This is a genomic window from Isoptericola halotolerans (assembly GCF_045689585.1).
GTDB classification, from domain to species: domain Bacteria; phylum Actinomycetota; class Actinomycetes; order Actinomycetales; family Cellulomonadaceae; genus Isoptericola; species Isoptericola halotolerans_B.
Genome location: NZ_CP140108.1, coordinates 2,871,699 through 2,896,433 on the forward strand (window position 1 = coordinate 2,871,699; position 24,735 = coordinate 2,896,433).

General features: G+C 70.6%; 22 protein-coding genes. 9 read left to right on the top strand and 13 right to left on the bottom strand.

All coding sequences use genetic code 11. The features are described 5' to 3' along the window. Positions 1-18 precede the first annotated feature (18 nt). Positions 19-4,749: a glycoside hydrolase domain-containing protein gene (locus UQW22_RS13380; RefSeq protein ID WP_407317517.1), complete on the top strand. Its 4,731-nt coding sequence runs from the start codon at positions 19-21 to the stop codon at positions 4,747-4,749. Between the two features lie 73 nt (positions 4,750-4,822). On the opposite strand, the gene UQW22_RS13385 is transcribed toward UQW22_RS13380, so the two are convergent. Continuing rightward, positions 4,823-6,262, bottom strand: coding sequence for a PLP-dependent aminotransferase family protein (locus tag UQW22_RS13385; protein ID WP_407317518.1), 1,440 nt, complete (start codon positions 6,260-6,262; stop codon positions 4,823-4,825). 60 nt (positions 6,263-6,322) lie between these two features. Between UQW22_RS13385 and UQW22_RS13390 the strand changes: the two genes are divergently transcribed. Further along, positions 6,323-7,171 carry a YczE/YyaS/YitT family protein gene (locus tag UQW22_RS13390; RefSeq protein WP_407317520.1) on the top strand — a complete coding sequence of 283 codons (849 nt, stop codon included), beginning with the start codon at positions 6,323-6,325 and terminating at the stop codon, positions 7,169-7,171. Between the two features lie 88 nt (positions 7,172-7,259). Here UQW22_RS13390 and UQW22_RS13395 read toward each other — a convergent pair whose 3' ends face one another. Together UQW22_RS13395 and UQW22_RS13400 are read right to left on the bottom strand one after the other, a co-directional pair. Further along, complete coding sequence (locus UQW22_RS13395; RefSeq protein WP_407317522.1) at positions 7,260-8,273, bottom strand: aldo/keto reductase family protein; 1,014 nt, start codon at positions 8,271-8,273, stop codon at positions 7,260-7,262. Positions 8,274-8,349: 76 nt separating this feature from the next. Beyond that, entirely contained in the window at positions 8,350-8,982 is a 633-nt protein-coding gene (locus UQW22_RS13400; protein ID WP_407317524.1) for a DUF3043 domain-containing protein, read from the bottom strand. A 56-nt stretch (positions 8,983-9,038) separates the two neighbouring features. Between UQW22_RS13400 and UQW22_RS13405 the strand changes: the two genes are divergently transcribed. Further along, entirely contained in the window at positions 9,039-10,421 is a 1,383-nt protein-coding gene (locus UQW22_RS13405; RefSeq protein ID WP_407317525.1) for a dipeptidase, read from the top strand. 84 nt (positions 10,422-10,505) lie between these two features. Here the strand turns inward: UQW22_RS13405 and UQW22_RS13410 are convergent, their stop codons facing one another. The 3 genes from UQW22_RS13410 to nadA form a co-directional block, all read right to left on the bottom strand. Next, positions 10,506-11,051 carry an acyl-CoA thioesterase gene (locus UQW22_RS13410; RefSeq protein WP_407317527.1) on the bottom strand — a complete coding sequence of 182 codons (546 nt, stop codon included), beginning with the start codon at positions 11,049-11,051 and terminating at the stop codon, positions 10,506-10,508. Between the two features lie 78 nt (positions 11,052-11,129). Continuing rightward, positions 11,130-11,723: a DJ-1/PfpI family protein gene (locus tag UQW22_RS13415; protein ID WP_407317529.1), complete on the bottom strand. Its 594-nt coding sequence runs from the start codon at positions 11,721-11,723 to the stop codon at positions 11,130-11,132. 30 nt (positions 11,724-11,753) lie between these two features. After that, complete coding sequence (nadA, locus tag UQW22_RS13420) at positions 11,754-12,959, bottom strand: quinolinate synthase NadA (RefSeq protein WP_407317530.1); 1,206 nt, start codon at positions 12,957-12,959, stop codon at positions 11,754-11,756. Positions 12,960-13,002: 43 nt separating this feature from the next. Between nadA and UQW22_RS13425 the strand changes: the two genes are divergently transcribed. Together UQW22_RS13425 and UQW22_RS13430 are read left to right on the top strand one after the other, a co-directional pair. Next, a complete protein-coding gene (locus UQW22_RS13425) occupies positions 13,003-13,566 on the top strand; it encodes a hypothetical protein (protein WP_407317532.1) in 564 nt (187 codons plus the stop codon). A 74-nt stretch (positions 13,567-13,640) separates the two neighbouring features. Next, the gene (locus UQW22_RS13430) at positions 13,641-13,991 is read left to right on the top strand and encodes a HesB/IscA family protein (protein WP_407317534.1); all 351 of its coding nucleotides are present in this window, start codon (positions 13,641-13,643) and stop codon (positions 13,989-13,991) included. 160 nt (positions 13,992-14,151) lie between these two features. Here UQW22_RS13430 and UQW22_RS13435 read toward each other — a convergent pair whose 3' ends face one another. Together UQW22_RS13435 and UQW22_RS13440 are read right to left on the bottom strand one after the other, a co-directional pair. Beyond that, a complete protein-coding gene (locus UQW22_RS13435) occupies positions 14,152-14,400 on the bottom strand; it encodes a sulfurtransferase TusA family protein (RefSeq protein ID WP_407317535.1) in 249 nt (82 codons plus the stop codon). Then, complete coding sequence (locus UQW22_RS13440; RefSeq protein ID WP_407317536.1) at positions 14,397-15,554, bottom strand: cysteine desulfurase family protein; 1,158 nt, start codon at positions 15,552-15,554, stop codon at positions 14,397-14,399. Before UQW22_RS13440 ends, UQW22_RS13435 begins: the two co-directional genes overlap by 4 nt. A 285-nt stretch (positions 15,555-15,839) precedes the next feature. Here UQW22_RS13440 and coxB point away from each other — a divergent pair, with 285 nt between their 5' ends. From coxB to UQW22_RS13455, 3 genes are read left to right on the top strand one after another with little or no spacing between them, the layout of a single operon-like run. Next, complete coding sequence (coxB, locus tag UQW22_RS13445; RefSeq protein WP_407317538.1) at positions 15,840-16,766, top strand: cytochrome c oxidase subunit II; 927 nt, start codon at positions 15,840-15,842, stop codon at positions 16,764-16,766. Further along, a complete protein-coding gene (ctaD, locus tag UQW22_RS13450; RefSeq protein WP_407317539.1) occupies positions 16,766-18,589 on the top strand; it encodes a cytochrome c oxidase subunit I in 1,824 nt (607 codons plus the stop codon). The genes coxB and ctaD overlap by 1 nt, the downstream gene beginning before the upstream one ends. Continuing rightward, positions 18,586-18,987, top strand: coding sequence for a cytochrome c oxidase subunit 4 (locus UQW22_RS13455; RefSeq protein ID WP_407317540.1), 402 nt, complete (start codon positions 18,586-18,588; stop codon positions 18,985-18,987). Before ctaD ends, UQW22_RS13455 begins: the two co-directional genes overlap by 4 nt. 94 nt (positions 18,988-19,081) lie before the next feature. Here UQW22_RS13455 and UQW22_RS13460 read toward each other — a convergent pair whose 3' ends face one another. From UQW22_RS13460 to UQW22_RS13480, 5 genes are all read right to left on the bottom strand, one after another. After that, entirely contained in the window at positions 19,082-19,705 is a 624-nt protein-coding gene (locus UQW22_RS13460) for a superoxide dismutase (RefSeq protein ID WP_407317541.1), read from the bottom strand. A gap of 162 nt (positions 19,706-19,867) precedes the next feature. Next, entirely contained in the window at positions 19,868-21,577 is a 1,710-nt protein-coding gene (locus UQW22_RS13465) for a cytochrome bc complex cytochrome b subunit (RefSeq protein WP_407317543.1), read from the bottom strand. Beyond that, positions 21,574-22,620: a Rieske 2Fe-2S domain-containing protein gene (locus UQW22_RS13470; RefSeq protein ID WP_407317544.1), complete on the bottom strand. Its 1,047-nt coding sequence runs from the start codon at positions 22,618-22,620 to the stop codon at positions 21,574-21,576. The genes UQW22_RS13465 and UQW22_RS13470 overlap by 4 nt, the downstream gene beginning before the upstream one ends. Then, positions 22,617-23,399, bottom strand: a complete 783-nt coding sequence (locus tag UQW22_RS13475; RefSeq protein ID WP_407317545.1) for a cytochrome c — start codon at positions 23,397-23,399, stop codon at positions 22,617-22,619. Before UQW22_RS13475 ends, UQW22_RS13470 begins: the two co-directional genes overlap by 4 nt. A gap of 69 nt (positions 23,400-23,468) precedes the next feature. Further along, complete coding sequence (locus UQW22_RS13480; RefSeq protein ID WP_407317546.1) at positions 23,469-24,122, bottom strand: heme-copper oxidase subunit III; 654 nt, start codon at positions 24,120-24,122, stop codon at positions 23,469-23,471. 202 nt (positions 24,123-24,324) lie between these two features. Here UQW22_RS13480 and UQW22_RS13485 point away from each other — a divergent pair, with 202 nt between their 5' ends. After that, a complete protein-coding gene (locus UQW22_RS13485; protein ID WP_407317547.1) occupies positions 24,325-24,714 on the top strand; it encodes a hypothetical protein in 390 nt (129 codons plus the stop codon). The last annotated feature ends 21 nt before the right edge of the window (positions 24,715-24,735 follow it).

The window sequence follows — 24,735 nt, forward strand, 5'->3', positions numbered from 1 at the left end:
TCCCGAGGAGACGTCCCCATGTCGCTCTTGTCCCGTTCGCCGCGTCTGCTCGCCGGAGGCGTCGCCACCGCGCTTCTCGGAACGGCGCTGGTCCCCGCCGCGGTGCCCGACGCCGCTCCCGCCGCCGTGGCCGCCGAGCCACCGACCTCCGAGATCGACTACACCGAGCTCGTCAACACCTTCGTCTCGACCGAGGACGACTTCGGCCAGGACCTCGTCGGCGCGGAGGCGCCGAACTCGATCGTCAAGATCAACCCCATGACGACGCCGGGACGCTCGCACTCGGGGTACGACTACGCCGAGGACCAGATCGCGGGCTTCACGCACACCAACCTCAACGGCGTGGGCGGCTCCGGTGCGGGTGGCGATCTGCTGGTCGTCCCGACGTACACGGCCTACACGAGCCGGCCCGGCACGGACACGTACGCGAAGAACTACCGTCACGACGACGAGGAGGCCGAACCGGGGTACTACTCCGTCGGCCTGGAGACCGACGAGGGCCCGATCCGTGCCGAGGCGACCACGGACGTGCGCACGGGGCAGGACCGCTTCACCTTCCCTGAGGCCGGGACCGCCTCGCTGGTCGTCGACCTGCGCAACAACTTCACGAGCCGCCGAGGTGCCACGCTCGGGTACGAGACGCTGGACGACGGGCGCGTCGCGCTCGCTGGCGACTTCACGGGCCACTTCAACGGCTACGACTACGAGATGCACTTCTACGCCGAGACGACCGTCCCGGCGACGGGCGTGCGCACCTGGGGCGGGCCCGGCGGGCTCGCGGAGGAGCCGCATCGTGACGGTACCGACATCGGTGCGATCCTCGACTTCGACGTGGACGCGGGTCAGCAGGTCGGGCTCCGGGTGGCCGTCTCGCCGCTCAGCGCCGAGCAGGCGAGGACCGACCTGGCCGCGGAGATGGGCGACCGGTCCTTCGAGCAGGTGAGGGAGGACACCAAGGCCGCGTGGAACGAGATCCTCGGTCGTCTGTCGGTGACCGCTTCCAGCACGAGCGACCCGGACGGAGACCTGCAGACGCTGTTCTACACGCACCTGTACCGCATGTTCGGGACGCCGATGAACGCGACGAGCACGAGCGGGACCTACCGCGGTCTCGACGGCGAGGTCCATCAGGCCGACGGGTACACGCACTACGACGGATGGGGGTTCTGGGACGACTTCCGCAAGTACGAGGTCCTCGCGATCGGGTATCCCGACGTGTTCCGCGACATGGCCCGGTCCATCGTCGACCTGTACGGGACGTTCGCCGGCACGGACAGAGGCTCGCTGTCGGACGTCACCCACTCCGTGCCCACCGTGAGGTTCGAGCGCGCCGCCGTCGTCGTCGCCGACGCGATCGCGAAGGGCGCGGAGCTGCCCGGCCTCGCGCAGGCATGGCCCGCCCTCGTCTCGCAGTCGCGGGGTGGCTACGCCGACGCGGAGAACGTCCGCCGTGGATACATCGCGAACGAGGCCGACGACACGCTCGGCACGGCCTACGACGACTGGGCGATGGCGACGATCGCCGATGCGCTCGGCAAGACCGAGGAGGCGCGCGAGTACCGCCTGCGGGCGGCCAACTGGACCAACCTCTTCCAGGACGGCGCCGTCACCCTGGCCGACGGAACCGAGACCGGCCTGATCTTCCCGAAGGACGCAGACGGGCGCTGGATCGACGCTGATCCGGAGCGGTTCGAGGCCGGCAACGTCTACCAGGGCACGCTGTGGCAGTACCACTGGTACGCGGCACCCGACATGGGCGGCCTGATCCAGGAGATGGGCGGCAAGGAGACCGCACGCCAGGCGCTCAGCTTCATGTTCGGCGAGCACGCCCCCGACGACGGATCGCGCATGCTCCACTCGAACGCCAACGAGATCGACCTGCAGGCGCCCTACCTGTTCAACTACGTCGGCGCTCCCGCCAGCACGCAGCACTGGGTTCGGAGCATCTACACCCAGGAGACCTGGAACCGCTATCTCGCGACGGGTTCTACGCACGAGGCGCCGTCGGGCGGCGGCGAGCTCACCCCACCGGTGAAGACCAAGGTGTTCCAGAACGAGCCGCAGGGCTTCCTGCCCACGATGGACAACGACACCGGCACCATGTCGTCCACCTTCGTGGCCGCAGCCCTGGGACTGTTCCCGGTCCTCGCCGGATCGGACGAGTACCAGATCGGCACACCGTTCTTCGAGAACGTGCGTATCGCCTACCCGTCTGGACGGACCTTCGACATCTCGGCAGACGGCGTGTCTCCGGACTCCTACTACATCCAGTCGGCGACGCTGAACGGGGAGCCGTTCGACCGAACCTGGCTGACGTACGACCAGCTCACCTCCGGCGGCGAGCTCACCTTCCGGATGGGCGACGAGGCGTCCGACTGGGCGGCCGGCTCGGTCGCGTCGTCCTCGCTGAGCGACGGGCTGCCGAGCTCTGTGTACGACCCGATCAGCGCCGTCTCGGTGTCGTCGCGGACGTACTCCGAGGCGTCGGCCGGTGACGGCTCGATCGGGAACAGCATCGATCTGAAGATCGCGAACGGGACGTTCGCCGGTGAGAACGGTGACGACCTCGCCGGAGCCATCACGGCCGAGAACGTGCCCGCGGGGCTGACGCTCGTCGCCGAGCGCACGGGCAACCGCACCGTGGAGCTGTCTCTCGCGGGCGTGGCGGAGCGTTCCGGGCCGTTCGACAGCATGGACGATCTCACCGTGAGAGTCTCCGACGAGGCGTTCTCGCGCCAGCCGTCGAACGGCGTCCGCCAGTTCAGGGTGAAGGTCGTCTTCGACGGCGCGACGCTGCACGTCGACAAGAGCCGTCTGAAAGCGGCGACGGACGGCACGGTCGACGTCTCTGCGACGCTCACGCTGAGCGGCGCCCGCTTCGCGGGGTCGGACGGGCGAGACCTCGTCGCGGACGGCGCGGTGAAGGTCGACGGCCTCCCGCAGAGCATGGCCGCCTCGGTGGTTCTCGACGACGCCGGAGCGGCGACCTTGCGGCTGACCGGCTCGCTCGGAGACGCCGAGCGAGCCTCGCTCGCGCTGGTCTTCGCCGATGCGGCGTTCGACGACACGCCAGCGGTGAGCGTCCACGGCGTCGCGGTCTCGGGCCTCGGATCCCTGGTGGTCGAGCGAGACCAGCGGTGGCGCGAGAAGCTGAGCGCGTTGCATACCGAGGCCGAGCTCGTGGTCCGAGGAGCGTACTCGCCGGCGTCGTTCTCCGCGTTCGACGCGGCGCGCGACGACGCGAGCGAGGCCCTCAGGAGCGACACGGCCACGGACGACGATCTCAGGTCGGCCCTCGACCGGCTCACGAGGGCCGCGAACGCCCTGCAGATCACCGGATCTCCCTACCGCGTGCTCGAGGCGGAGGAGTTCGACGACTCCTCCGGCGGCAGGCTCGGTCCCGGGACGATCGACGACTCGGCCGGCGGGAGCGTGGGCGGCATCGGCGGTGTCACCGTGGGCTCGTGGATCGCGTACGACGGGATCGACTTCGCCGACACCGTCCCGGTGCGTGTGAAGCTCCGGTACTCGAACCACCCGAGCGACAGCGCTACGGACGAGCACGTCGAGGTCCGCGTCGGTGCCGAAGACGGCCCTGTCGCGGCACGGGTCGACGTGGAGACGACGGGGAGCTGGAACAAGTTTGCGACGGCCGAAGCGGTGATCGACGATCCAGGGGTGCTGGCGGGAACGAACCGGCTCTACCTCGTCTTCCAGGGGACGCCTGATCCGTCTCAGACGAACTCCTGGGTCGTGAACCTCGACCGGGCGCAGTTCCTCCAGACCGCGGATGACGGTTCAGAGCCCGCCGATGCGGTGCGGATCGAGGCCGAGACCTACGACGCCGACAACGGCAACGGCCTGAAGAAGGAGGGGGGCGAGCCGCCGGCGGGCAACGTCGGCGGCACCTGGGACGGCGGTCGGCTGACCTATGACAGCCGCGACCTCGGCCCGCACCCCCTGACCCACGTCACGGTGAGCGCGTCGACGCGGGACGAGCGGGTGGGTGACAACCGGCGGCTCGAGCTCTATCTCGACGAGGTGAGCGACGCGACGAGGGTCGGCACCGTCGCGCTGCCGACGACCGGTGGATGGGGCACCTACGCCGAGTCGACCGTCGAGCTCGACGAGCCGGTCTCGGGCACGCACACGTTGGTGGTCGTCATGCGTGCGGACGCGGTCGCCGGCCAGGAGTTCAACTATGTCGCAAACCTGCAGTGGTTCGAGATCGGGCCCGGGCCGCAGGACGGTCCCGTGGCCGACCTCACCCGCCTCAACGCTGCGATCACCGCGGCCGAGCCGTTGCTGGTGGCCGAGGAGCAGTACGTGACCATCGACTTCGCCGTCTTCCGCGCCGCGCTCGCCGAGGCGAAGCGGATCGCCGCCGGCACCCCGACGCAGGACGAGGTCGACGAGGCTCGGCGCGTCCTCGGGCTCGCGACCGGCCACCTCGAGTGGAAGGCCGTCAGAAAGCTGTCGGTGTCGGCCTCGACACGCACCGTGGCGGGGAAGCAGCACGTGTCGGTCGTCGTGACGAACGGCTCGGAGGTGTCCATGGACGTCGTGATCGAGACGTCGTACGGGAGCAAGTCCTTCGCCGCGGTACCGCCGGGCAGGTCGGCGAGCGTGTCGATCAGCTCGCGCAGGACGGCGATCCCCGCCGGCGAGGTCACGGTCACTGTCACCGGTCAGGCCGGCGCCGGGACCGTCACGGCCTCGACGTCCGCCTCGTACGCCGCCGCCGACTGACCGTCCGTCGTCCGACCGGGCTGGTATCCGCTGGGGCTGCGCCACCAGGGGCCGTGCCGATGGCCGGGTACACCTAGGCGCCGGCGACCCGTCGCCAGGCTCGTTCGAGCCGGTCCACCGCGTCCGTGAGGGTCTCGGGCGAACCGGTGTAGACGAGCCGGATCCGGTCCTGCGCGGACCCGTCCGGGGTGAACTGCGGGCCGGCGCCGATCCGCAGCCCCTCCGCGACGGCGGCGGCCGCGAGCGCCTGGCCGGCGGGCCGGCCGATCCCGGTCCAGAGGCAGAGCCCGCCGGCGGGGGAGGGGGCGTCCCAGGCGGGGAAGCGGTCGCGGACGAGCCCGACGAGGTGGTCGCGCCGCTCCCGCAGGTCCGCCACGCGTGCCGGCAGGATCGCGTCGCGACGGGCGAGCAGCTCCACGACCGTGAGCTGCTCGAGCACCGGGGTGGAGATGTCGAGGGCCTGGCGGGTCCGGGCCAGCCGCTGGACGAGCTGCGGGTCCGCGCGCACCCAGCCGATCCGGAGGCCGCCCCAGAACGACTTGGAGGCGGATCCCACCGAGACGAGCCGGTTGTCGGTGCCGTCCCCGCAGAACGGCCCCGGCACGGTGCCGCCGTCGAGGTCGAGGTCGGTGAGCGTCTCGTCGCCCACGACGGTCACGCCGTAGCGGTCGGTCAGGTGTGCCACCGTCTCGCGGTCCTCGGCGGTGAGCGTCCGTCCCGTGGGGTTGTGGAAGTCGGGCACGAGGTAGGCCAGGCGAGCACGGGTGCGGTGGACGGCGGAGGCCAGCGACTCGACGTCGCCGACGGGCACGCCGACGCACCGGGCACCTGCCCGCTGCAGCGCCTCGATGGCGTGGTAGTAGGTGGGGGACTCGACCACCACCGGCTCGGTGCGACCGACCAGCGTCGTGGCCAGCAGCGCGATGGCCTGCTGCCCGCCCGTGGTCACCAGCACCTGGTCGGGGCTGGTGGGCACACCCCGGTCGGTGTAGCGCTGCGCGACGGCCTCGCGCAGGACGTCGAGGCCCAGGTGGGAGTAGCCGCCGGTGCCGAGGTAGGCGGGGAGCATCTCGAGGGCGCGCTCGTAGGCGGCGTGCAGGGCGTCAGGGGCCGACGGCGTGGCCTGGGACATCTCGATCGGCCCGGACGGGTCGGACAGCGGGGGGAGCGGGCCGTCGCCGGCGGGCGCTTGGGGGCGCACCGGGAGGCCGGCGGAGCGGGGCAGGACCGCGACGGTGCCCGACCCGACCTGGCTCGTGGCGAACCCGAGCTCGCGCAGCCGGTCGTAGGCGGCCGACGTCGTCGTCCGGGAGAGGCCGAGCACGCGGGCCAGCTCTCGTTCGCTGGGCAACCTGGTCAGCGGTGCCAGCGATCCGGACAGGACGGCGGCGCGCAGCGCGTCGGCCAGGGCGAGGTAGGCCGGTCCGGATGCGTGCCAGGCGCCGAGCAGCCGCGACGCGGCGGCGGCGGACAGGTGGCGGACCGCGGTGGTGGGCGGCGCGGACAGGCTCATGGATCCACTCTTGCTCGATTGGCCATGGAATGCAAAGCCAATGTCGCCGATGGTGGGGGTATGACCGCTCCGACGACTTCCCGTGCGACCGCCGGCGTGCCGACGCCGACCGTGACCCGCACCGGCTTCACCCCTGCCCGGCGAGGCGCCCAGCTCGTCGTCGGACTGCTCGTCTTCACCTTGTCGATGGCGATGCTCCTGCACGCCGGACAGGGCGGCATGCCCTGGGACGTGCTCCACCAGGGGGTCGTACGCACCACCGGATGGCCGTTCGGCGTGACCGTCGCCCTGACGTCGTTGCTGGTCCTCGCCGCGTGGGTGCCCCTGCGGCAGCGCCCGGGGATCGGGACCGTCGCGAACGTGGTGATCATCTCTGTCGCCATCGAGCCCAGCCTGCGGCTGCTCGACGTGCTGCTGCCCGACCCGGGGGCCGTGAGCCGGGTCGCGCTCGCCCTCGGCGGGATCGTGCTCAACGGCGTGGCCACCGCCGCCTACGTCGGGGCGCGCCTGGGCCCCGGCCCTCGCGACGGGCTCATGACCGGGCTCGTGGCGCGCACCGGTTGGTCCGTGCGCGTGATCAAGACCGGTATCGAAGCGACGGTCGTCGCCGTCGGCTGGCTGCTCGGCGGGACGCTCGGCTGGGCCACCGTCGCCTTCGCGTTCGGCGTGGGCGTCGTGGTGCAGGCCGCCGCGCGGTGGCGCTGGCTGGTCCCGGACGGGCTCAGCGGTCCGCGGTCTGCACGCACGACGCGCGTCGCCCGTGGCGCCGCACCGCCCGTGCCGGCGTCGTCGTCCGACCGGTCGGACGGGGCGGGGGAGCGCGCCACCCGCGAGGAGCGGGTGCGTCGCCGTGCGCGGGAGATCGCCCGTGCGTTGGACTCCTTCGGCGAGCACGGTCGGACTATCTGACCCCGGTCCGGACGTGAACGAGCGTCTCTGTCCGTCCCGCATCAGGGCTCGATGCGGGACGGACAGGGACGCTCGTGCCGGGTGGGCGTCAGGCGACGCGCGTCGTCGGCATCCCCTCGAGGGTCTTGCCGGCGTCGCGCTCGACCACGTCACCCAGGACGTCGTCGATCCGCGCCATGAGCTCGGCCGGGATCTCGACGCCGGACGCCTTGACGTTCTCCGCGACCTGCTCGGGGCGGGAGGCGCCGACGAGCGCGGCGGCCACGTTGTCGTTCTGGAGCACCCACGCGACGGCGAGCTGCGCCATCGACAGGTCGAGCTCGTCGGCCACGGGCTTGAGGCCCTGGACGCGCTCGAGGACGTCGTCGCGCATGAACCGCTGGATCATCTTCGCGCCGCCCTTCTCGTCGGTGGCGCGCGACCCGGCCGGCAGCTCCTTGCCCGGCACGTACTTGCCGGAGAGGACGCCCTGCGCCATCGGCGACCAGACGATCTGGGACAGGCCCTTCTCCTGCGAGGCGGGGACGACCTCGTCCTCGATGACCCGCCACAGCATCGAGTACTGCGGCTGCGAGGAGATGAGCTGGAAGCCGAGCTCCTTCGCCAGCTCCGCACCCGCGCGGATCTGGTCGGCGGTCCACTCCGAGACGCCGATGTAGAGCGCCTTGCCCTGCCGGACGATGTCGGCGAACGCCTGCATCGTCTCCTCGAGCGGCGTCTCGACGTCGTACCGGTGCGCCTGGTAGAGGTCGACGTAGTCCGTGCCGAGGCGCCGCAGGGAGCTGTTGATCGACTCCATGACGTGCTTGCGGGACAGCCCGGTGTCGTTGGGGCCGCCGGGTCCCGTGGGCCAGTAGACCTTGGTGAAGATCTCGAGCGACTCGCGGCGCTGACCCTTCAGCGCCTCCCCCAGGACGGACTCCGCCTTGGTGTTGGCGTAGACGTCCGCGGTGTCGAACGAGGTGATCCCTGCGTCGAGGGCGGCGTGCACGCACTGGGTGGCGACGTCGTTCTCGACCTGGGAGCCGTGGGTGAGCCAGTTGCCGTAGGTGATCTCGGTGATCTTGAGACCGCTGTTGCCGAGGTACCGGTAGTTGACCATGCCGTCACCCTATGCCGCCGGTCGCATCGATTCGACCCCGGGCGCCGGATCGTTCGGCACCGGCCGCACGCGCCGGCTACTGCGGCCAGACGCCGTGCTTCTTGTGCATCGGCTTCGGCAGGCGCGAGCGGCGGAGCTGGAAGGCTCGCATGACGGCGTACATCATCGTCCCGCGCGGCACGTCGTACGTCGTGCCGTCGGCGCCCGCGGTACCGAACTTGTCGCGCAGCTTGCGCTTGAGACGCTGCCACATGACCACGGCGTCGATCAGGGTGATGAACACGACCGCGTACAGGGCGAGGAGCACCAGCGCGCCCAGCGTCGGGTTCTGCATCACCAGCAGGTTGAGGAAGATGAACGCGAAGGCGACCGGCAGGAAGAACTCTCCGAGGTTCCAGCGGGCGTCGACGTAGTCGCGGACGTACCGACGGACCGGTCCCTTGTCGCGGACCGGCATGAACCGCTCGTCGCCGGTCTGCATCGCCTTGTACTCGCGGGTGCGCTCCTCGCGCGCCTTCTCCTTGCTCGCCTTGCGCGCCGCCCGGCGGTCGTTCGGGACCAGGGGGCGCTGGTTCTTCGCCGCAGCCTCACGCCGCTTGGGCGTCGGTCGGCCCTTGCCGGCCGGCGTGATCGCCGGGTCGGCGACGGAGGGGCTGTCGGACGAGCCGGTGGCAGCGGAGTCGGCGGTGTCAGGCTTGCGGAAGATCACGCCACCAGGGTAGTCGAGCGCGGGGCCGGGCGGTGACGCCCCGGTAGCGTGGAGGGGTGAACCACACCGAGACGGACGTGGCCGCCCTGCGCGCCCACGTCGACGAGCTGTTCCCTGCCATCCGGGCGGACCTCGAGGCGCTGGTCAGGATCCCGAGCGTCTCCGCGGCGGCCTTCGACCAGGCCCACGTCGCAGCCAGCGCGGACGCCGTGGCCGACCTGCTGCGCGGCGTCGGGCTCCCCGACGTCCGCGTGCTGAGGTCCGACCGGCCCGACGGCACGGCGGGCGCCCCCGCCGTGGTCGCCCGTCGTCCGGCGCGGCCGGATGAGCCGACCGTCCTGCTCTACGCGCACCACGACGTCCAGCCGCCGGGGGACCCGGCCGCCTGGGAGACCGCACCGTTCGAGCCGACGCAGGTCGGCGACCGGTTGTTCGGTCGCGGCGCGGCCGACGACAAGGCCGGTCTGATGGCCCACGTCGGGGCTCTGCGCTCCCTGGCGGCGGCCGGCGACGACCTCGGCGTGGGCGTGACCGTGTTCGTGGAGGGGGAGGAGGAGTCGGGGTCGCCCAGCTTCGCCCGGTTCCTCGCGGACCATCACGAGCTGCTCGCCGCCGACGTGATCGTCGTGGCGGACTCCACGAACTGGAAGGTCGGCGTGCCGGCCCTGACGACGTCCCTGCGCGGGCTGGTCGACGGTGTCGTCTCGGTCGAGGTGCTGGAGCACGCCGTGCACTCCGGGATGTTCGGCGGTCCGGTCCTGGACGCGAACGTCCTGCTCGCGCGGCTCGTCGCGACCCTGCACGACGACGCCGGCGACGTGGCGGTCGCCGGGCTCACCGGCGCCGGCGAACCGGAGGTCGACTACGCGGAGGCCGACTTCCGCGGCGACGCCTCGGTGCTCGACGGCGTCGAGCTGGCCGGGACCGGCACGATCGCCGGACGGCTGTGGACCAAGCCGGCGATCGCCGTCGTCGGGATCGACGCGACCTCGGTGGCCCACGCCTCGAACACCCTCGCCCCGCGCTCCGCGGCCAAGATCTCGGTCCGGATCCCGCCGGGCCTCGAGCCGAAGGAGGCGGAGGCGGCGCTGCGGACCCACCTCGAGTCGCACGCCCCGTTCGGTGCGCGGGTCACCTGGACCCCCGGCGAGCAGGGCAGGGCGTTCGGCGCGCCGGCGGACTCCGCGGCGATGCGGGCCGCGCGCAGCGCGTTCTCCGCGGCGTGGGGGACAGTACCGGTGGACATCGGCGTCGGTGGGTCGATCCCCTTCATCGCCGACCTCCTCGAGGCGTTCCCCGAGGCCGCGGTGCTCGTCACCGGCGTGGAGGACCCGGACTCTCGGGCCCACGGTGCGAACGAGTCGGTGCACCTCGGCGAGCTGCGCAAGGTCGTGCTCGCTGAGGCGCTGCTGCTGCGACGGCTCGCGCACGCCGGCTGACCGGGTGCACCTGTTCGGCAGTTCCTGTCCTGTTCGGCAGCTTGAACTGCCGAACAGGACAGGAACTGCCGAACGGAGTAGCTCTCAGGCCTGGTCGGCCTCACGGTGCGCGACATCGACCGACCGGGCCCAGGCGGCGACGTCGTCGGGCAGGGCTGGGCTCTGCACCTCGCCCTGCCCTCCGAGCAGCGCGACCACGTCCGCCGGGGCGACGCGCGACCCGTCCTTGCCGAGGAACCGGCCGGCGACCCAGCCGCGCGCCGCGAAGGTGCCGGCGCGCGTGAAGACCTGCTCGATGTAGACCACGCGGGCGTCCCAGCCGAGGACGCGCGTGGTGATAGTGACCTTCTCGAACAGCTGCAGCGACCGCTTGTACGTCATCGTCGACGCCGCGACCACGGGGTACCAGCCCTCGGCCCGGAGCAGGGAGAACCCGCCGAGGTCGGCGATGAGGTTCGACCGCGCCACGTCCATCATCTGCAGGTACGAGCCGTTGTTGACGTGGACGTACATGTCGAGGTCCCCGGGGTGCACCCGCAGCACCGTGGTCGAGGCGTCGAGGAGGCCTCGTCCGACGACGGGCCGGCGGGGGAGCAGGGAGGCCTTGGCGAGGTGCAGCATCCGGGTCATGGGCGCCACGGTATATCGGCGACGCGCGGTATCAGGTATCGGCCGCCGAGGTCGGTGGCGCCGTCGCGGCCGACGCCGTCACGCCGGTGCGTCGTACTGCAGCGCGTGGCGGACCGCAGCGGCCGCCGTGCCGGACTCCAACCGGGTCACCAGGTGCAGGGCCATGTCGATCCCGGCCGACACCCCGGCCGAGGTGACCACGTCGCCGTCGTCGACGAACCGGGCCTCGGAGTCGACCACGGTGCTCGGGTCGAGGCGTGCCAGGTCGTCGTAGTGGTCGTGGTGCGTGGTGGCGGGCCGCCCGGCGAGCAGCCCCGCGGCGGCCAGCACGAGCGCCCCCGTGCAGACGCTGGCCACGATCGGCGTCTGCGCCCGCACGGCACGCAGCCACTCCAGGTGCGAGGAGTCCTCCAGCAGGCTGCGCGTGCCCCAGCCGCCGGGGTGGACGAGCAGGTGCAGCGGACCGACGTCGTCCGCCGAGCGGTGCGGGAGCATCCGCAGACCACCGGCCAGACGCACCCCGTCACCCGTCCAGGAGAACGTGCTCACGTGCGGCCTGAGCTCCGAGCAGCCGGACCAGGCGGTGAAGACCTCGAACGGTCCCACGACGTCCAGCTCGTCGGCCTCGTCGAACACGAAGATGCCGACGTGCAGCCCCCCGTCGGTGCTCATCGCACGGTCATCGCCCTTCTGTCAGGTCGGTCAGACCCCCGGCAGCGCCAGCATCTGGTCGAGGGCCACCTGGGCCCAGTGCGCGTCCTCGGCGTCCACGACGATGCGGTTGACCACGCGGCCCTCGACGAGCGACTCCATCGCCCAGACGAGGTGCGGCAGGTCGATGCGGTTCATCGTCGAGCAGAAGCACACCGTCGAGTCCAGGTAGTGCACCTGCTTGTCCGGGTGTGCGGCGGCGACCCGCCGCACGAGGTTGAGCTCGGTGCCGATCGCCCACGACGACCCCGGCTCGGCGTTCTCGAGCGCCTTGATGATGTACTCCGTCGAGCCGACCATGTCGGCGGCGTTGACGACCTCGTGCTTGCACTCCGGGTGCACCAGCACGGTGACGTCCGGCACCGCGGCCCGGACGTCGGTGACGTTGCGCTCGGAGAACCGCCCGTGGACCGAGCAGTGACCGCGCCACAGGATCATGCGGGCGTCGCGCAGCTCGGCCGCGGTGAGGCCGCCGTCGGGCTTGCGGGGGTCGAACACGACGCAGTCGTCCAGGCTCCTGCCCAGCTGGAGCACCGCGGTGTTGCGGCCGAGGTGCTGGTCCGGCATGAACAGCACCTTCCCGGTGCCGTCGACGCCGCCGACCTTGTCGAAGGCCCAGCGCAGCGCCACCTGCGCGTTCGACGACGTGCACACGGTGCCGCCGTGGCGGCCCGTGAACGCCTTGATCGCGGCGGTGGAGTTCATGTAGGTCACGGGGATCGTGTCGGCCGCGACGCCGGCGTCCTCCAGGACGGCCCACGCCTCCTCGACCTGCGAGATCTCCGCCATGTCCGCCATCGAGCAGCCGGCCGCCATGTCGGGCAGCACGACCTGCTGGGCGTCGGAGGTCAGGATGTCGGCGGACTCGGCCATGAAGTGCACGCCGCAGAAGATGACGAACTCGGCCTCAGGCCGCGCCGCGGCCTCGCGGGCGAGCTTGAACGAGTCGCCGGTGACGTCCGCGAAGTCGATGACCTCGTCGCGCTGGTAGTGGTGGCCCAGCACGAAGGCGCGGCTCCCGAGGGCCTCGCGTGCGGCCCGTGCCCGTTCGACCAGGTCCGGGTCCGACGGCGAGGGGAGCGCGCCCGTGCACTCGACACCGCGCTCGGACGCGAGGTCGCGGCCCTGCCCGAGCAGGAGCAGAGGTGACGGTGCCGGCTCGACGAAGGTGGACGTCTCGTTCAGCAGAGTGCTCACGCGCTCATCTTCCCACGACGCCGGGATGTGCCACGATCGGTCCGTGCACGCGCTCATCGTCGCCGCGTCCGGCGCCCCCTCCCACGGTCCTGCGGTACCGGTCGACGACGGCTGCGCCGACACCCGTTCGGGCACCGCGGCGGCCGTCGCGGCCGCGTGGTCGCAGGCGGCGCCGCGCGGCAGCACCGAGCCGCTGGTCGTCCCTGCCGGCGATGCCGCGCCACCCGCGTCACCCGACGGCCCCGGTCCGTCGGTGGCGGGCGTGTTCGTCCCCACGACGGCGCTCGGGCTGTCCAGCGTCGGACCACCTGCCCCCGCGCCGCAGGTGGCCCTGCTGGCGGAGCGCGCCGCCGGCGCGGACCTGGTCGTCGTGCACGTCCGCGTGCTGGACGGCGCGGCACTGCACGACGGGCCCGTGGCCGACGCGGCCCGGGCCGCGTCGCCCCACGCGGTCCCCGTCGTCGTGCTCGCCGGACGCTCCCAGGTGACCCGGCGCGAGCTGGCGGCCGCCGGCGTCGCCGGGGTGCACGAGGTGGGTGATCCCTGGCAGGAGGGGGCGGTGGCACGGGCCGCCCGCACCTGGGCACCGGAGTGGGGCAGACTGTGACGTGAGTCATCGACCCGCCACGATTCCGGCGTAGGATCGGGAACAGCCGCACCGGCCAACCTGTTGGAGGAAGCATGACCGACACCACCGAGATCGCCACCCATGGCGTCGAGCTCTCCGAGGTCGCCGCGAACAAGGTCCGCAACCTCCTCGAGCAGGAGGGACGCGACGACCTGCGTCTGCGCGTCGCCGTCCAGCCCGGCGGCTGCTCCGGCCTGATCTACCAGCTCTACTTCGACGAGCGCCTGCTCGACGGGGACGCCCTGCGCGACTACGACGGCGTCGAGGTCGTCGTGGACCGCATGAGCGTCCCGTACCTGGACGGCGCGAAGATCGACTTCGCCGACACGATCGAGAAGCAGGGCTTCACGATCGACAACCCGAACGCCGGCGAGTCCTGCGCCTGCGGCGGTTCCTTCGGCTGAGCCGAGGGTGCAGCGCAGGGTGGGGGCCGAGGGTTGAGCGAGCGTCCGTAGCGAGCTTGCGAGCGTAGGTCGATCGCGATCGAGGGCCGAGGAACCCGCCCGTAGCGGAACCGCAGGTTCAGCCGATATGACGTCGGCCGAGCCGAAGGCCTCCGAGCAGTCAGTCCCCGAGGCGGACGGTCAGTGCCCACCAGGGCCGGCCGTCCGCCTCGTGCGTGCGGGCCCCGACGTACGTGTGCCCGCGCAGCCGTGCCCAGGCGGGGACGTCGTGCTCGACGGCGGGGTCCGTGGCGAGCACCGTCACCTCGGTACCGGTCGGCAGCCCCTGGGCGTGGGCGGCGAGCCGGATCACCGGCACGGGGCACCGCAGCCCGCGGGCGTCCACGACGTGACCGTCCCCGGTGCTCACAGGCCCTGCACCCCCAGCATGTCGCGGACGCGGGCCACGGCGCCCGGGAGCACGTCGAGGAACCGCTCCACGTCGGCGGCGTCCGTGGACCTGTCCAGCGCGATCCGCACGTTGCCGTGGGTGAGCACGCCCATGGCTGCGAGGACGTGCGACGGCTCGAGCGTGCTCGCCGTGCAGGCCGAGCCCGACCCGACGGCGAACCCGGCGCGGTCGAGCTCGGAGACGAGCGCCTCACCGTCGACGTAGAGGAACGAGAACGTCGCCACGTGCGGCAGCCGGTCGGACGGGTCTCCCACCACCTCCACGTCGGGGATCTGCGCGACCCGGGCGCGGACCTGATCGACGAGAGCGCGTCGCCGTCCGTCGGCGTCGCCACGGTCGGCCTGGACGGCCTGCAGCGCGACGGCGGCCGCGAAGGCGGCCGGCACGCTGATACCGCCCGGCGCCCACGGCTCGGGGTCCTCCGGCCCGTCGGCGACGGTGCGGGCCCGGTGCCGGACCGCGGCGACACCGATGCCCGCGGGTCCGCCCCAGTCGGCCGGGTCCGCGGCGAGGACGTCCCAGGCGGGGCCGACGACGGCGTGGCCGAGGCTCGCTCCCGCGTCGACGACGAGCGGCACGCCCGCCGCCCGCGCGGCCTCGTGCACCGCCTCGACCGGCTGGGTCGTGCCGACCTCGCCGTTGGCGTGCTGCAGCGCGGCGAGTGCGACACCGTCGTGCCGCAGCGCCTCGACGAACGCGTCGGCGTCCGCCCGCCCGTACCCGTCGACCGCGACGGTCACGCGCCGTCCCGCGGGACCGGCGGCATGCTCGGCGGCGTGCAGGACGGCGGCCCGCTCGACGGCGCCGACCACGACGTCGTGGCCGTGCCGCCGTCGGGCCCGGGCGACCTGCACCACCGCGGCGTGCAGCGATGCGGTGTGCGAGGGCGTGAAGCGGACCTCCTCCGTCCGGGCGCCGAGCACGTCGGCGACGGCCTCCCGGGCGCCGTCCAGCAGCGCGGCGGCGCGACGACCCTCGGTGTGCAGGCGGCGCGGGTCCGCCCAGCCGTCGTCGAGGGCCTGGAGGAACGCCTGGCGAGCCAACGGGTGCCAGGGTGCCCGACCGCCGTTGTCCAGGTGGGACCGCCCGTCGGTGGGGGTGGGGTGTGTCACACGGAGCCCTTCGGTGCGGTGCTGGGACGGTGCGCGGAGCGCACGTCCATGATGCCGTGGCGCCGACCGGGGCCGCCAGCGACGCGATGATCTGACACGCCTCGGAACCATGTCGCGAACAGCCGGGATGGCGACACGGAGGCCGCCTGTCGTCACGTAGGAACGGGGCGCTTCTGGCGTCGAAAGCGTGAAGGTCGCGCTAGGCTGCTCCCATCGAGGACGAAGGTCCTACCCGTGCGCCCCGAGCGAGGGCGCGGCGGTCGGACGAGACGTGAAAGGCCTCCCTTGCACCCGAAGAGCCCCACTCGCACCCGGCGGGCCCTGGCGTTGCGTGCGACCGCCGTCGCGGTCGCCGTCGTGGCGCTTGCCTCCGGCTGCGCCGACGATGCCGCCCAGCGCGGATACCTTCCCGGATACAGCGACGGGGAGGTGACCAACCAGACCGGGCGCATGACCGACCTGTGGGTCGGCTCCTGGGTCGCCGCGCTCGCCGTCGGCGTCATCACGTGGGGGCTGATGCTGTGGTGCGTCGCCGCCTACCGCAAGCGCCGCGACGACCACCGGCTGCCCGTGCAGACGCGCTACCACATGCCGCTCGAGATCATGTACACGATCGTGCCGACGCTCATGGTCCTCGTGCTGTTCTTCTACACGAACCGGGACATGACCGCGGTCCTCGACACCACGTCCGAGGAACCGGACGTCAACATCCAGGTCATCGGCAAGCAGTGGAGCTGGGACTTCAACTACCTCGACGAGGGTGTCTACGAGTCGGGCCAGCAGCTGCTGGACCCCGGGGCGCAGACCGCCGAGGACGAGGTCGACGGCGAGCCCGGCACCTCCCAGAACCTGCCGACCCTGTACCTCCCCGTCGGTGAGCGCGTCGAGTTCACCGTCGACTCGCGCGACGTCATCCACTCCTTCTGGATCCCCGCGTTCCTGTTCAAGATGGACATGATCCCCGGCCGGACGAACACGTTCCAGGTCGTCCCCGAGCGGGAGGGCACCTACGCCGGCAAGTGCGCCGAGCTCTGCGGCGAGTTCCACTCCGGGATGCTCTTCAACGTCAAGGTCGTCGACCGCGCCGAGTACGACGCGCAGATGGCGGAGCTCGAGGCCAAGGGCCAGACCGGCGAGCTCGGTCTCGACCTCAACCGTCAGCAGCACGGTGAGTTCACCAGCGAAGAAACCATTCCGGAGGTCGAGGGCTGATGGCCACCACCGAGACCGCGTACGGAGCCGAGGTCGTTCCCGGCCTCCGTTCCGAGCGGCAGACCCTGGGCCGAACGGTCGTCAAGTGGATCACCTCCACCGACCACAAGACCATCGGCTACATGTACCTGATCACGTCGTTCTTCTGGTTCGCCGTGGGAGGGATCCTGGCGCTGCTCATCCGCGCCGAGCTCTTCATGCCCGGCATCCAGATCGTGCAGAGCAAGGAGCAGTACAACCAGCTCTTCACGATGCACGGCACGATCATGCTGCTGCTCTTCGCGACACCGCTCTTCGCCGGCTTCGCGAACGTCATCATGCCGCTGCAGATCGGTGCGCCGGACGTGGCGTTCCCACGACTGAACATGTTCGCGTACTGGCTGTTCCTCTTCGGCGGGCTCATCGCCGCAGCCGGCTTCTTCACCCCGCAGGGTGCGGCGTCGTTCGGGTGGTTCGCCTACGCGCCGTTGTCCAACACCACGTTCAGTCCGGGGTTGGGAGGAGATCTCTGGGTCTTCGGCCTGGCGCTGGCCGGGTTCGGGACCATCCTCGGTGGCGTCAACTTCATCACGACGATCATCTGCATGCGCGCGCCCGGCATGACGATGTTCCGGATGCCGATCTTCACCTGGAACACGCTGGTCACGAGCCTGCTCGTGCTCATGGCCTTCCCGCCGCTCGCCTCGGCGCTCTTCGCGCTCGGCGCCGACCGCCGGTTCAACGCACAGGTCTTCAACCCGGACAACGGGGGAGCGGTGCTCTGGCAGCACCTGTTCTGGTTCTTCGGGCACCCCGAGGTGTACATCATCGCGCTGCCGTTCTTCGGCATCGTCTCGGAGATCTTCCCGGTCTTCAGCCGCAAGCCGATCTTCGGCTACAAGGGCCTCATCTACGCCACGATCGCGATCGCGGCCCTGTCGGTCACCGTGTGGGCGCACCACATGTACGTCACCGGCGCCGTGCTGCTGCCGTTCTTCGCCTTCATGACGATGCTCATCGCGGTCCCGACCGGTGTGAAGTTCTTCAACTGGATCGGCACGTTGTGGCGCGGGAAGCTCACGTTCGAGACTCCGATGCTCTGGTCCATCGGGTTCCTCGTGACCTTCCTCTTCGGCGGCCTGACCGGCATCATCCTGTCGAGCCCCGCGCTGGACTTCCACCTCTCGGACTCCTACTTCGTGGTGGCGCACTTCCACTACGTCGTCTTCGGCACCGTGGTGTTCGCGATGTTCGCCGGCTTCTACTTCTGGTGGCCCAAGTTCACCGGGACGATGCTCAACGAGCGGCTCGGCAAGGTCCACTTCTGGATCCTGTTCATCGGCTTCCACATGACGTTCCTGGTGCAGCACTGGCTGGGTGTGGAGGGTATGGCGCGTCGGTACGCCGACTACATGCCGGACGAGGGCTTCACCTGGGAGAACCAGCTCTCGACCGTGGGCGCGTTCATCCTCGCGGCCTCCACGCTCCCGTTCCTGTGGAACGTCTACGCGACCTGGCGCAACGCTCCCCGGGTCCAGGTCGACGACCCGTGGGGCTACGGCCGTTCGCTCGAGTGGGCGACCTCGTGTCCGCCGCCGCGGCACAACTTCACGTCGCTGCCCCGGATCCGCTCCGAGTCGCCGGCCTTCGACCTGCACCACCCGGAGGTCGCCGCCATGGAGGACCCGCACGTCAACCAGGACGGCCTCGAGCAGGTCTACGGCGGTGCTGACCGCCGCGGCCAGGCGGAGCTCGTCGAGGAACGACAGATCAACGACTACCCCGAGAAGCACCAGTCGTCGACGGCGGTCGACGGACCCGAGGACGAGGAGACGACCAAGTGAAGATCGAGATCCGGCTCTTCGTCTGGCTGGCCCCGTTCTTCGTGGTCGTCGGTGTCCTCTACGGCTTCTTCGGCGGGTGGACCGAGCCCGTCGGCTACCTGGGCATCCCGCTCGTCGGTGGCCTCATGGCGATGATCGGTGCTTACCTTGCGCTGCAGGCCCGCCACATCGACCCGCGTCCGGAGGACGACGAGCAGGGCGAGATCGACCAGGGCGCCGGAGACCAGGGCGTCTACGCCCCCTGGTCCTGGTGGCCCCTCGTGCTCGGTGCCGGTGCCGCGGTGGCCTTCCTCGGTCTGGCCGTCGGCTGGTGGGTCTTCTACATCAGCATCATCGTCGGCCTGGTCGGCCTGGTCGGCTGGGTGTTCGAGTTCAGCCGCGGGCAGCACGCCCACTGATCCACCCCGTCGCACGAAGAGGCCCGGTCCCACGCTCTGCGTGGGACCGGGCCTCTTCGTCGTTGCCGGACCTGCCGGCGACCTCAGCCAGGTATCACGCGGTGAGGAGGCCTGCGGTCTGGGTGCGGGCGCGGTCGAGGCGGGCGGCGACGTCGCGCCAGTTGGCGATGTTCCAGAACGCCTTGACGTAGTCGGCCTTGACGTTGAGGTAGTCGAGGTAGAAGGCGTGCTCCCACATGTCGAGCATGAGCAGCGGGACGATGCCGGCCGGGACGTTGGCCTGCTGGTCGAAGAGCTGGAAGATCAGCAGCTTCTGTCCGAGGGAGTCCCAGCCGAGCACGGCCCAGCCGGAGCCCTGGATGCCGGTCGCGGTGGCGGCGAAGTGGGCCTGGAAGGCGGCGAAGGAGCCGAACTGGTCCTTGATGGCCTCGGCCAGCTCACCGTCGGGCTCGCCGCCGCCCTCGGGCGAGAGGTTGTGCCAGAAGATGGTGTGGTTGGTGTGCCCGCCGAGGTGGAACGCGAGGTTCTTCTCGTGGAGGTTCACCGTGGCGAGGTCGCCGGACTCGCGGGCCTCGGCCAGCTTCTCCAGCGCCGTGTTCGCCCCCGCGACGTAGGCGGCGTGGTGCTTGTCGTGGTGCAGCTCCATGATCTTGCCGCTGATGTGCGGCTCGAGCGCGCTGTAGTCGTAGGGCAGGTCAGGCAGCGTGTAGACAGCCATGCTCAAGTACCTTCCGTCAGGTCGGGCACCACAGGGGTGCCGAGTGGTCGGCGCCGAACCGGTGGAGGATCCACCGGTGCAGGAGAACCAAGAGACCCGCGCACCCTCCCGTCGTCACGGCGGGGGATACGCGGGTCCCTGTGGTCTAGCTGCTCAGGAGACTCAGTGCTCCCGATCGGCGTTCTCGGCCCCCGAGACCAGCTCGGGGGAGTGGGGGGCGGCCTCGACCTCGTCGTGCTCACCGTGCGCGTGCGCGGCAGCGAGCTCAGCCGGGGTCACCGGCTCGACGCGGTCCTCGTAGAAGAACTTCGACAGCTTCTGCCACCGCTTGTCCTTCTTGTAGCCGGGACGCTTGACGCCGCGGGCGTCGGTGGCCGGATCGATCTCGAGGGGCCGGTGGGCGTCGTAGTTGACGCGCAGCCAGCGCTCCTGGTCGTCCAGCGGCCGGTGCACCTCGATGTACTCACCGTTGGCGAAGCGCACGATACGGCCCGTCTCGTGGCCGTGCAGCACGAGCTCGCGGTCCTTGCGCTGCAGACCCAGGCAGATGCGCTTCGTGACCCAGAACGCGAACACCGGGCCGACGAAGAACAGGATCCGGAACGCCCAGGTGATCTGGTTGAGCGACATGCCGAAGTGCGTGGCGATGAGGTCGTTCGACCCGGCGAGCGCCAGGATGATGAACGCGGTCAGGAAGGCGACACCCAGGCCGGTGCGGACGGGGACGTTCCGCGGACGGTCCAGGACGTGGTGCTCGCGCTTGTCGCCGGTCACCCGGGCCTCGACGAACGGGTACACGAACAGGAACGTGAACAGCAGGCCCGGGATCACGACCGCCGGGATCAGGACGTTCAGGGAGAGGGTGTAGCCGAAGATGACCCACTCCGTGCCCCACCCCGGCATGAGCCGCAGCGACCCCTCGAGGAAGAGCATGTACCAGTCGGGCTGGGCGCCCGCCCCGATGGGGGAGGGGTCGTAGGGCCCGTAGTTCCAGACGTTGTTGATGCTCATCGTCGCGCCCATCAGGGCGAGGATGCCGAAGACGATGAAGAAGTTGCCGCCCATCTTGGCGATGTACACCGGGAACAGGGGGTAGCCGACGACGTTCTTGTCCGTGCGGCCGCCACCCGGGTACTGGGTGTGCTTGTGCAGCACCATGAGGAACAGGTGCAGACCGATGAGCGCGAGGATCAGCGCCGGCACGAGAAGGATGTGCACGGTGAACAGGCGCGGGATGATGTGCTCGCCCGGGAACTCGCCGCCGAAGATGAAGTACGACATGTACGAGCCGATCACCGGGATCGACTTCACCACGCCGTCGGTGATCCGCAGACCGTTGCCGGAGAGCACGTCGTCCGGCAACGAGTAGCCCGTGAACCCGGCGGCGAGGCCCAGGATCATCAGCACCGTGCCGACGAGCCAGTTGATCTCGCGCGGCTTGCGGAAGGCGCCGGTGAAGAACACACGCATCATGTGCACCACGATGGAGGCCATGAAGACCAGGGCGGCCCAGTGGTGGATCTGCCGCATGAGCAGACCGCCGCGCACCTCGAAGGACAGGTCCAGCGTCGAGGCGAACGCCACCGACATCAGCTGACCCTGCATCGACTCGGGACCGTCGCCGTGGTACTCGACGAGCGCCATCGACGGGTCGAAGAACATCGTCAGGAAGACGCCGGTGAGCAGCAGCACGACGAACGAGAAGAGCGCCATCTCGCCGAGCATGAAGGACCAGTGGTCCGGGAAGACCTTGCGCGCGAACTCCTTGACCGCGGAGCCGACGCTCGTGCGCTGGTCGAGGTAGTCGGCGGCCTTGCCGGCCGGTGTGGTCGGCGTCTCGGTCGCGGAGGAGGGGCTGGTGTCGGTACTCACTTCAGACGCTCCCAGTAGCTCGGGCCGACGGGCTCGACGAAGTCGTGCTGCGCCATGAGGTAGCCCTCGTCATCGACCGTGATCGGAAGTTGCGGCAGTGGCCGGTTCGCGGGACCGAAGACGACCTTCGCGCCGTCGGCCATGTCGAACGTCGACTGGTGGCACGGGCAGAGCAGATGGTGGGTCTGCTGCTCGTACAGAGCCACGGGGCATCCCACGTGGGTGCAGATCTTCGAGTAGGCGACGATCCCGTCGTAGCTCCAGGTCTCGCCCTCGGGGGACTGGTCGGAGCGGAGGTCCTCGGGGTTCAGCCGGACGAGGAGCACGACGGCCTTGGCCTTCTCCGTGATCCACTCGTGGGACTGCATCTCTTCCTGCGAGGCTTCCGGGATGACGTGCGCCACGGAGCCGACCGTCAGGTCGGCGGCCTTGATGAGGCGACCGGAGGGGTCGTAGGCGAGCCGCTTGTTGCGGTCCCAGATCGTGTGGCGGAACTTCGACACGTCCCAGTCGCCGCCGACGCTCGAGATCAGGGGGACGGCGAAGGTCAGCGGGAACAGCGCCAGCGCGGAGACCGCGGCGCCCTTGAGGACACCACGACGGGCGATGCCGGAGTCCTCCACGCCGTCGGCGAGGTGCTGGACGGCGACCGCACGCACCTCGGGCGAGCTGGCCAGGTCGTGGCGCTCGTCCACGTGCTCGTGGTCGCTCATGAGCGACTTCGCCCAGTGGATCGCGGCGATGCCGATGCCCAGCAGGGAGATCGCCATCGTGACGCCCAGGAGAACGGTCGACAAGCGAGTGCCCTCGGTGGTCCCGTCCGGGCGCACCGCGAAGTAGGACACGACGCTGGCGATCGCGCCGAGGCAGGAGATCCCGAAGATCAGCGCGATGATGCGCTCGTTGCGCTTGGTCGCGTGCGGGTTCGTGTCCGTCAGGCGCTGCTTGTGCGCCGGGACGCCCGGGTCCTCGAAACGGTCGGGGGCGGTCGCGGAGGCGCTCGTGACCTCCTGCCCGGTGTTGGGGTTCTGGTTCTCGCTCACGAGGACTTCGCTCCGATCCACACAGCTGCACCGATCATCAGGCCGAGACCGACGACCCACGCCCACAGGCCCTCGCTGACGGGACCGAGGGATCCCAGCGTCAGGCCGCCGGCGGAACCGTCGCGCTGCTCGACGAGGTAGGCGATGATGTCGCGCTTCTCCTCGGGCTCGATGTTGGCGTCGTTGAAGACCGGCATCGACTGCGGGCCGGTCAGCATGGCCTGGTAGAGGTTCCGCTCCGAGACGTCGTCCAGGGGCGGTGCCCACTTGCCCTCGGAGAGGGCACCACCGGCACCGACGGCGTTGTGGCACATCGCGCAGTTGGTGCGGAACAGCAGGGCGCCGTTCGAGGAGTCGCCGAGCGACGCGTCCACCTGCTCGTCCGTGGGGATGGCCGGACCGGCACCGAGCGAGGCGACGTAGGCCGCGAGGTCCGCGGTCTGCTCCGGGTTCATCTGCGGCGGCTTCGCGGCGGCCTGGGGCCCGCTCATCTGCATGGGCATGCGCCCGGTCGAGACCTGGAAGTCGACCGCGGCGGCTCCGACGCCCACGAGGGACGGCGCCTCGGAGGTGCCCTCGGCGTTCGGGCCGTGGCAGGTGGCGCAGTTGGCCTGGAAGAGCCGCTGGCCCTCCTCCACGTCGGTCGCTGTGCTGGCTGTCTCGGCGGTGGCCGATGTGGGCGCCAGGACGGCGTACAAGCCGCCCGTGACCAGCAGCGCCAGCAGCAGCAGCACGACCGGGGCGGCCCGGTGGTGCCGGCGGGCGGCGAGTGCCTTCACGAAAATGTCCTCGTCTCGCAGGTGGATGGTGCAGGGTCGGGAGGGGGCGGCGTCCGTGCCGCCCGATGACTACTTCAGGACGTAGATCACCAGGAACAGGGCGATCCACACCACGTCGACGAAGTGCCAGTAGTAGGACACGACGAGACCGGTGGTGACCTCGTGGTGGGTGAAGCGCTTGGCGCGGAAGGACCGGCCCAGCAGGAACAGGAAGGCGATGAGGCCACCGACCACGTGCAGGCCGTGGAAGCCGGTCGCCAGGTAGAAGACCGAGCCGTAGGCGCTCGAGGAGATGGTCAGCCCCTCGTGGACGAGCTCCGCGTACTCGAAGATCTGCCCGGAGACGAAGATCGCGCCCATGATGTAGGTCAGCGTCATCCACTCGTTCATGCCCCAGCGACCCACCTGGAGCAGCGAGCCCGTGCGTGCCGGCTGGAACCGTTCGGCGGCCAGCACACCTGCCTGGCAGGTGATCGACGAGGCGACGAGGATGCACGTGTTGACCAACGGGAAGATCAGGGACACGTGCGACGCCTGGGCGTCCCACTCCGCCTCGGGCATGACCGAGCGCACGGTGAAGTACATGGCGAACAGGCCGGCGAAGAACATGAGCTCGCTGGCCAGCCACACGATCGTCCCGACCGAGACAGGGTTCGGTCGGTTGACGGTCACGTGCTGATGGGCGTGGGGGGCAGCAGCCGTTGCAGTCGACACATCAGCCATTATGGCTGACGTGAGGCGGGTTCGAGGACCCGAGGGGGTCGGATCGCGGAGATCAGGTTCACCGAATCTGCAGAATCATGCCGTCGGGACGCCGGTTGATGACGGATCACTGCAGACCGCCACGAAAAGACCACCGCTCGTCGGTGACCGAGGTGACGCACCTGTGCCACGATGCCATCAAACGTCTGCGAAGGGATGCTCGATGACGACAGGCCCCCGTGTCCTCCTGTACAGCGACGACGCCACCGTGCGCGACCAGGTGCGCCTCGCCGTCGGCCCCCGGCTCCATGCCGGGGCGGCCGACATCGCCTGGACCGAGGTCGCGACGGCGCAGCGGCTCGTCCCGACCGCCGAGGGTCGGCGGTTCGACCTGATCGTCCTCGACGGCGAGGCGGACAAGGCCGGCGGGATGGGCCTGTGCCGTCAGCTCAAGAACGAGGTCTACGACTGCCCGCCCGTCGTCGTCCTCACCGGACGGCCGCAGGACGCGTGGCTGGCATCATGGTCGCTCGCGGACTCCGTGGTGCCCCGCCCGCTCGACGCCTTCGTGGTGCAGCGGGTCGTGGCGGAGACGTTGTCGCAGGCTGCGTGAGCCGGCGGCACCGACCGCGCC

Coding starts and splice junctions, on each gene's coding strand:
- UQW22_RS13380 (WP_407317517.1), top strand. CDS start 19: ATGTCGCTCTTGTCCCGTTCGCCGCGTCTGCTCGCCGGAGGCGTCGCC.
- UQW22_RS13385 (WP_407317518.1), bottom strand. CDS start 6,262: ATGAGCCTGTCCGCGCCGCCCACCACCGCGGTCCGCCACCTGTCCGCC.
- UQW22_RS13390 (WP_407317520.1), top strand. CDS start 6,323: ATGACCGCTCCGACGACTTCCCGTGCGACCGCCGGCGTGCCGACGCCG.
- UQW22_RS13395 (WP_407317522.1), bottom strand. CDS start 8,273: ATGGTCAACTACCGGTACCTCGGCAACAGCGGTCTCAAGATCACCGAG.
- UQW22_RS13410 (WP_407317527.1), bottom strand. CDS start 11,051: ATGACCCGGATGCTGCACCTCGCCAAGGCCTCCCTGCTCCCCCGCCGG.
- UQW22_RS13415 (WP_407317529.1), bottom strand. CDS start 11,723: ATGAGCACCGACGGGGGGCTGCACGTCGGCATCTTCGTGTTCGACGAG.
- UQW22_RS13430 (WP_407317534.1), top strand. CDS start 13,641: ATGACCGACACCACCGAGATCGCCACCCATGGCGTCGAGCTCTCCGAG.
- ctaD (WP_407317539.1), top strand. CDS start 16,766: ATGGCCACCACCGAGACCGCGTACGGAGCCGAGGTCGTTCCCGGCCTC.
- UQW22_RS13460 (WP_407317541.1), bottom strand. CDS start 19,705: ATGGCTGTCTACACGCTGCCTGACCTGCCCTACGACTACAGCGCGCTC.
- UQW22_RS13480 (WP_407317546.1), bottom strand. CDS start 24,122: ATGGCTGATGTGTCGACTGCAACGGCTGCTGCCCCCCACGCCCATCAG.
- UQW22_RS13485 (WP_407317547.1), top strand. CDS start 24,325: ATGACGACAGGCCCCCGTGTCCTCCTGTACAGCGACGACGCCACCGTG.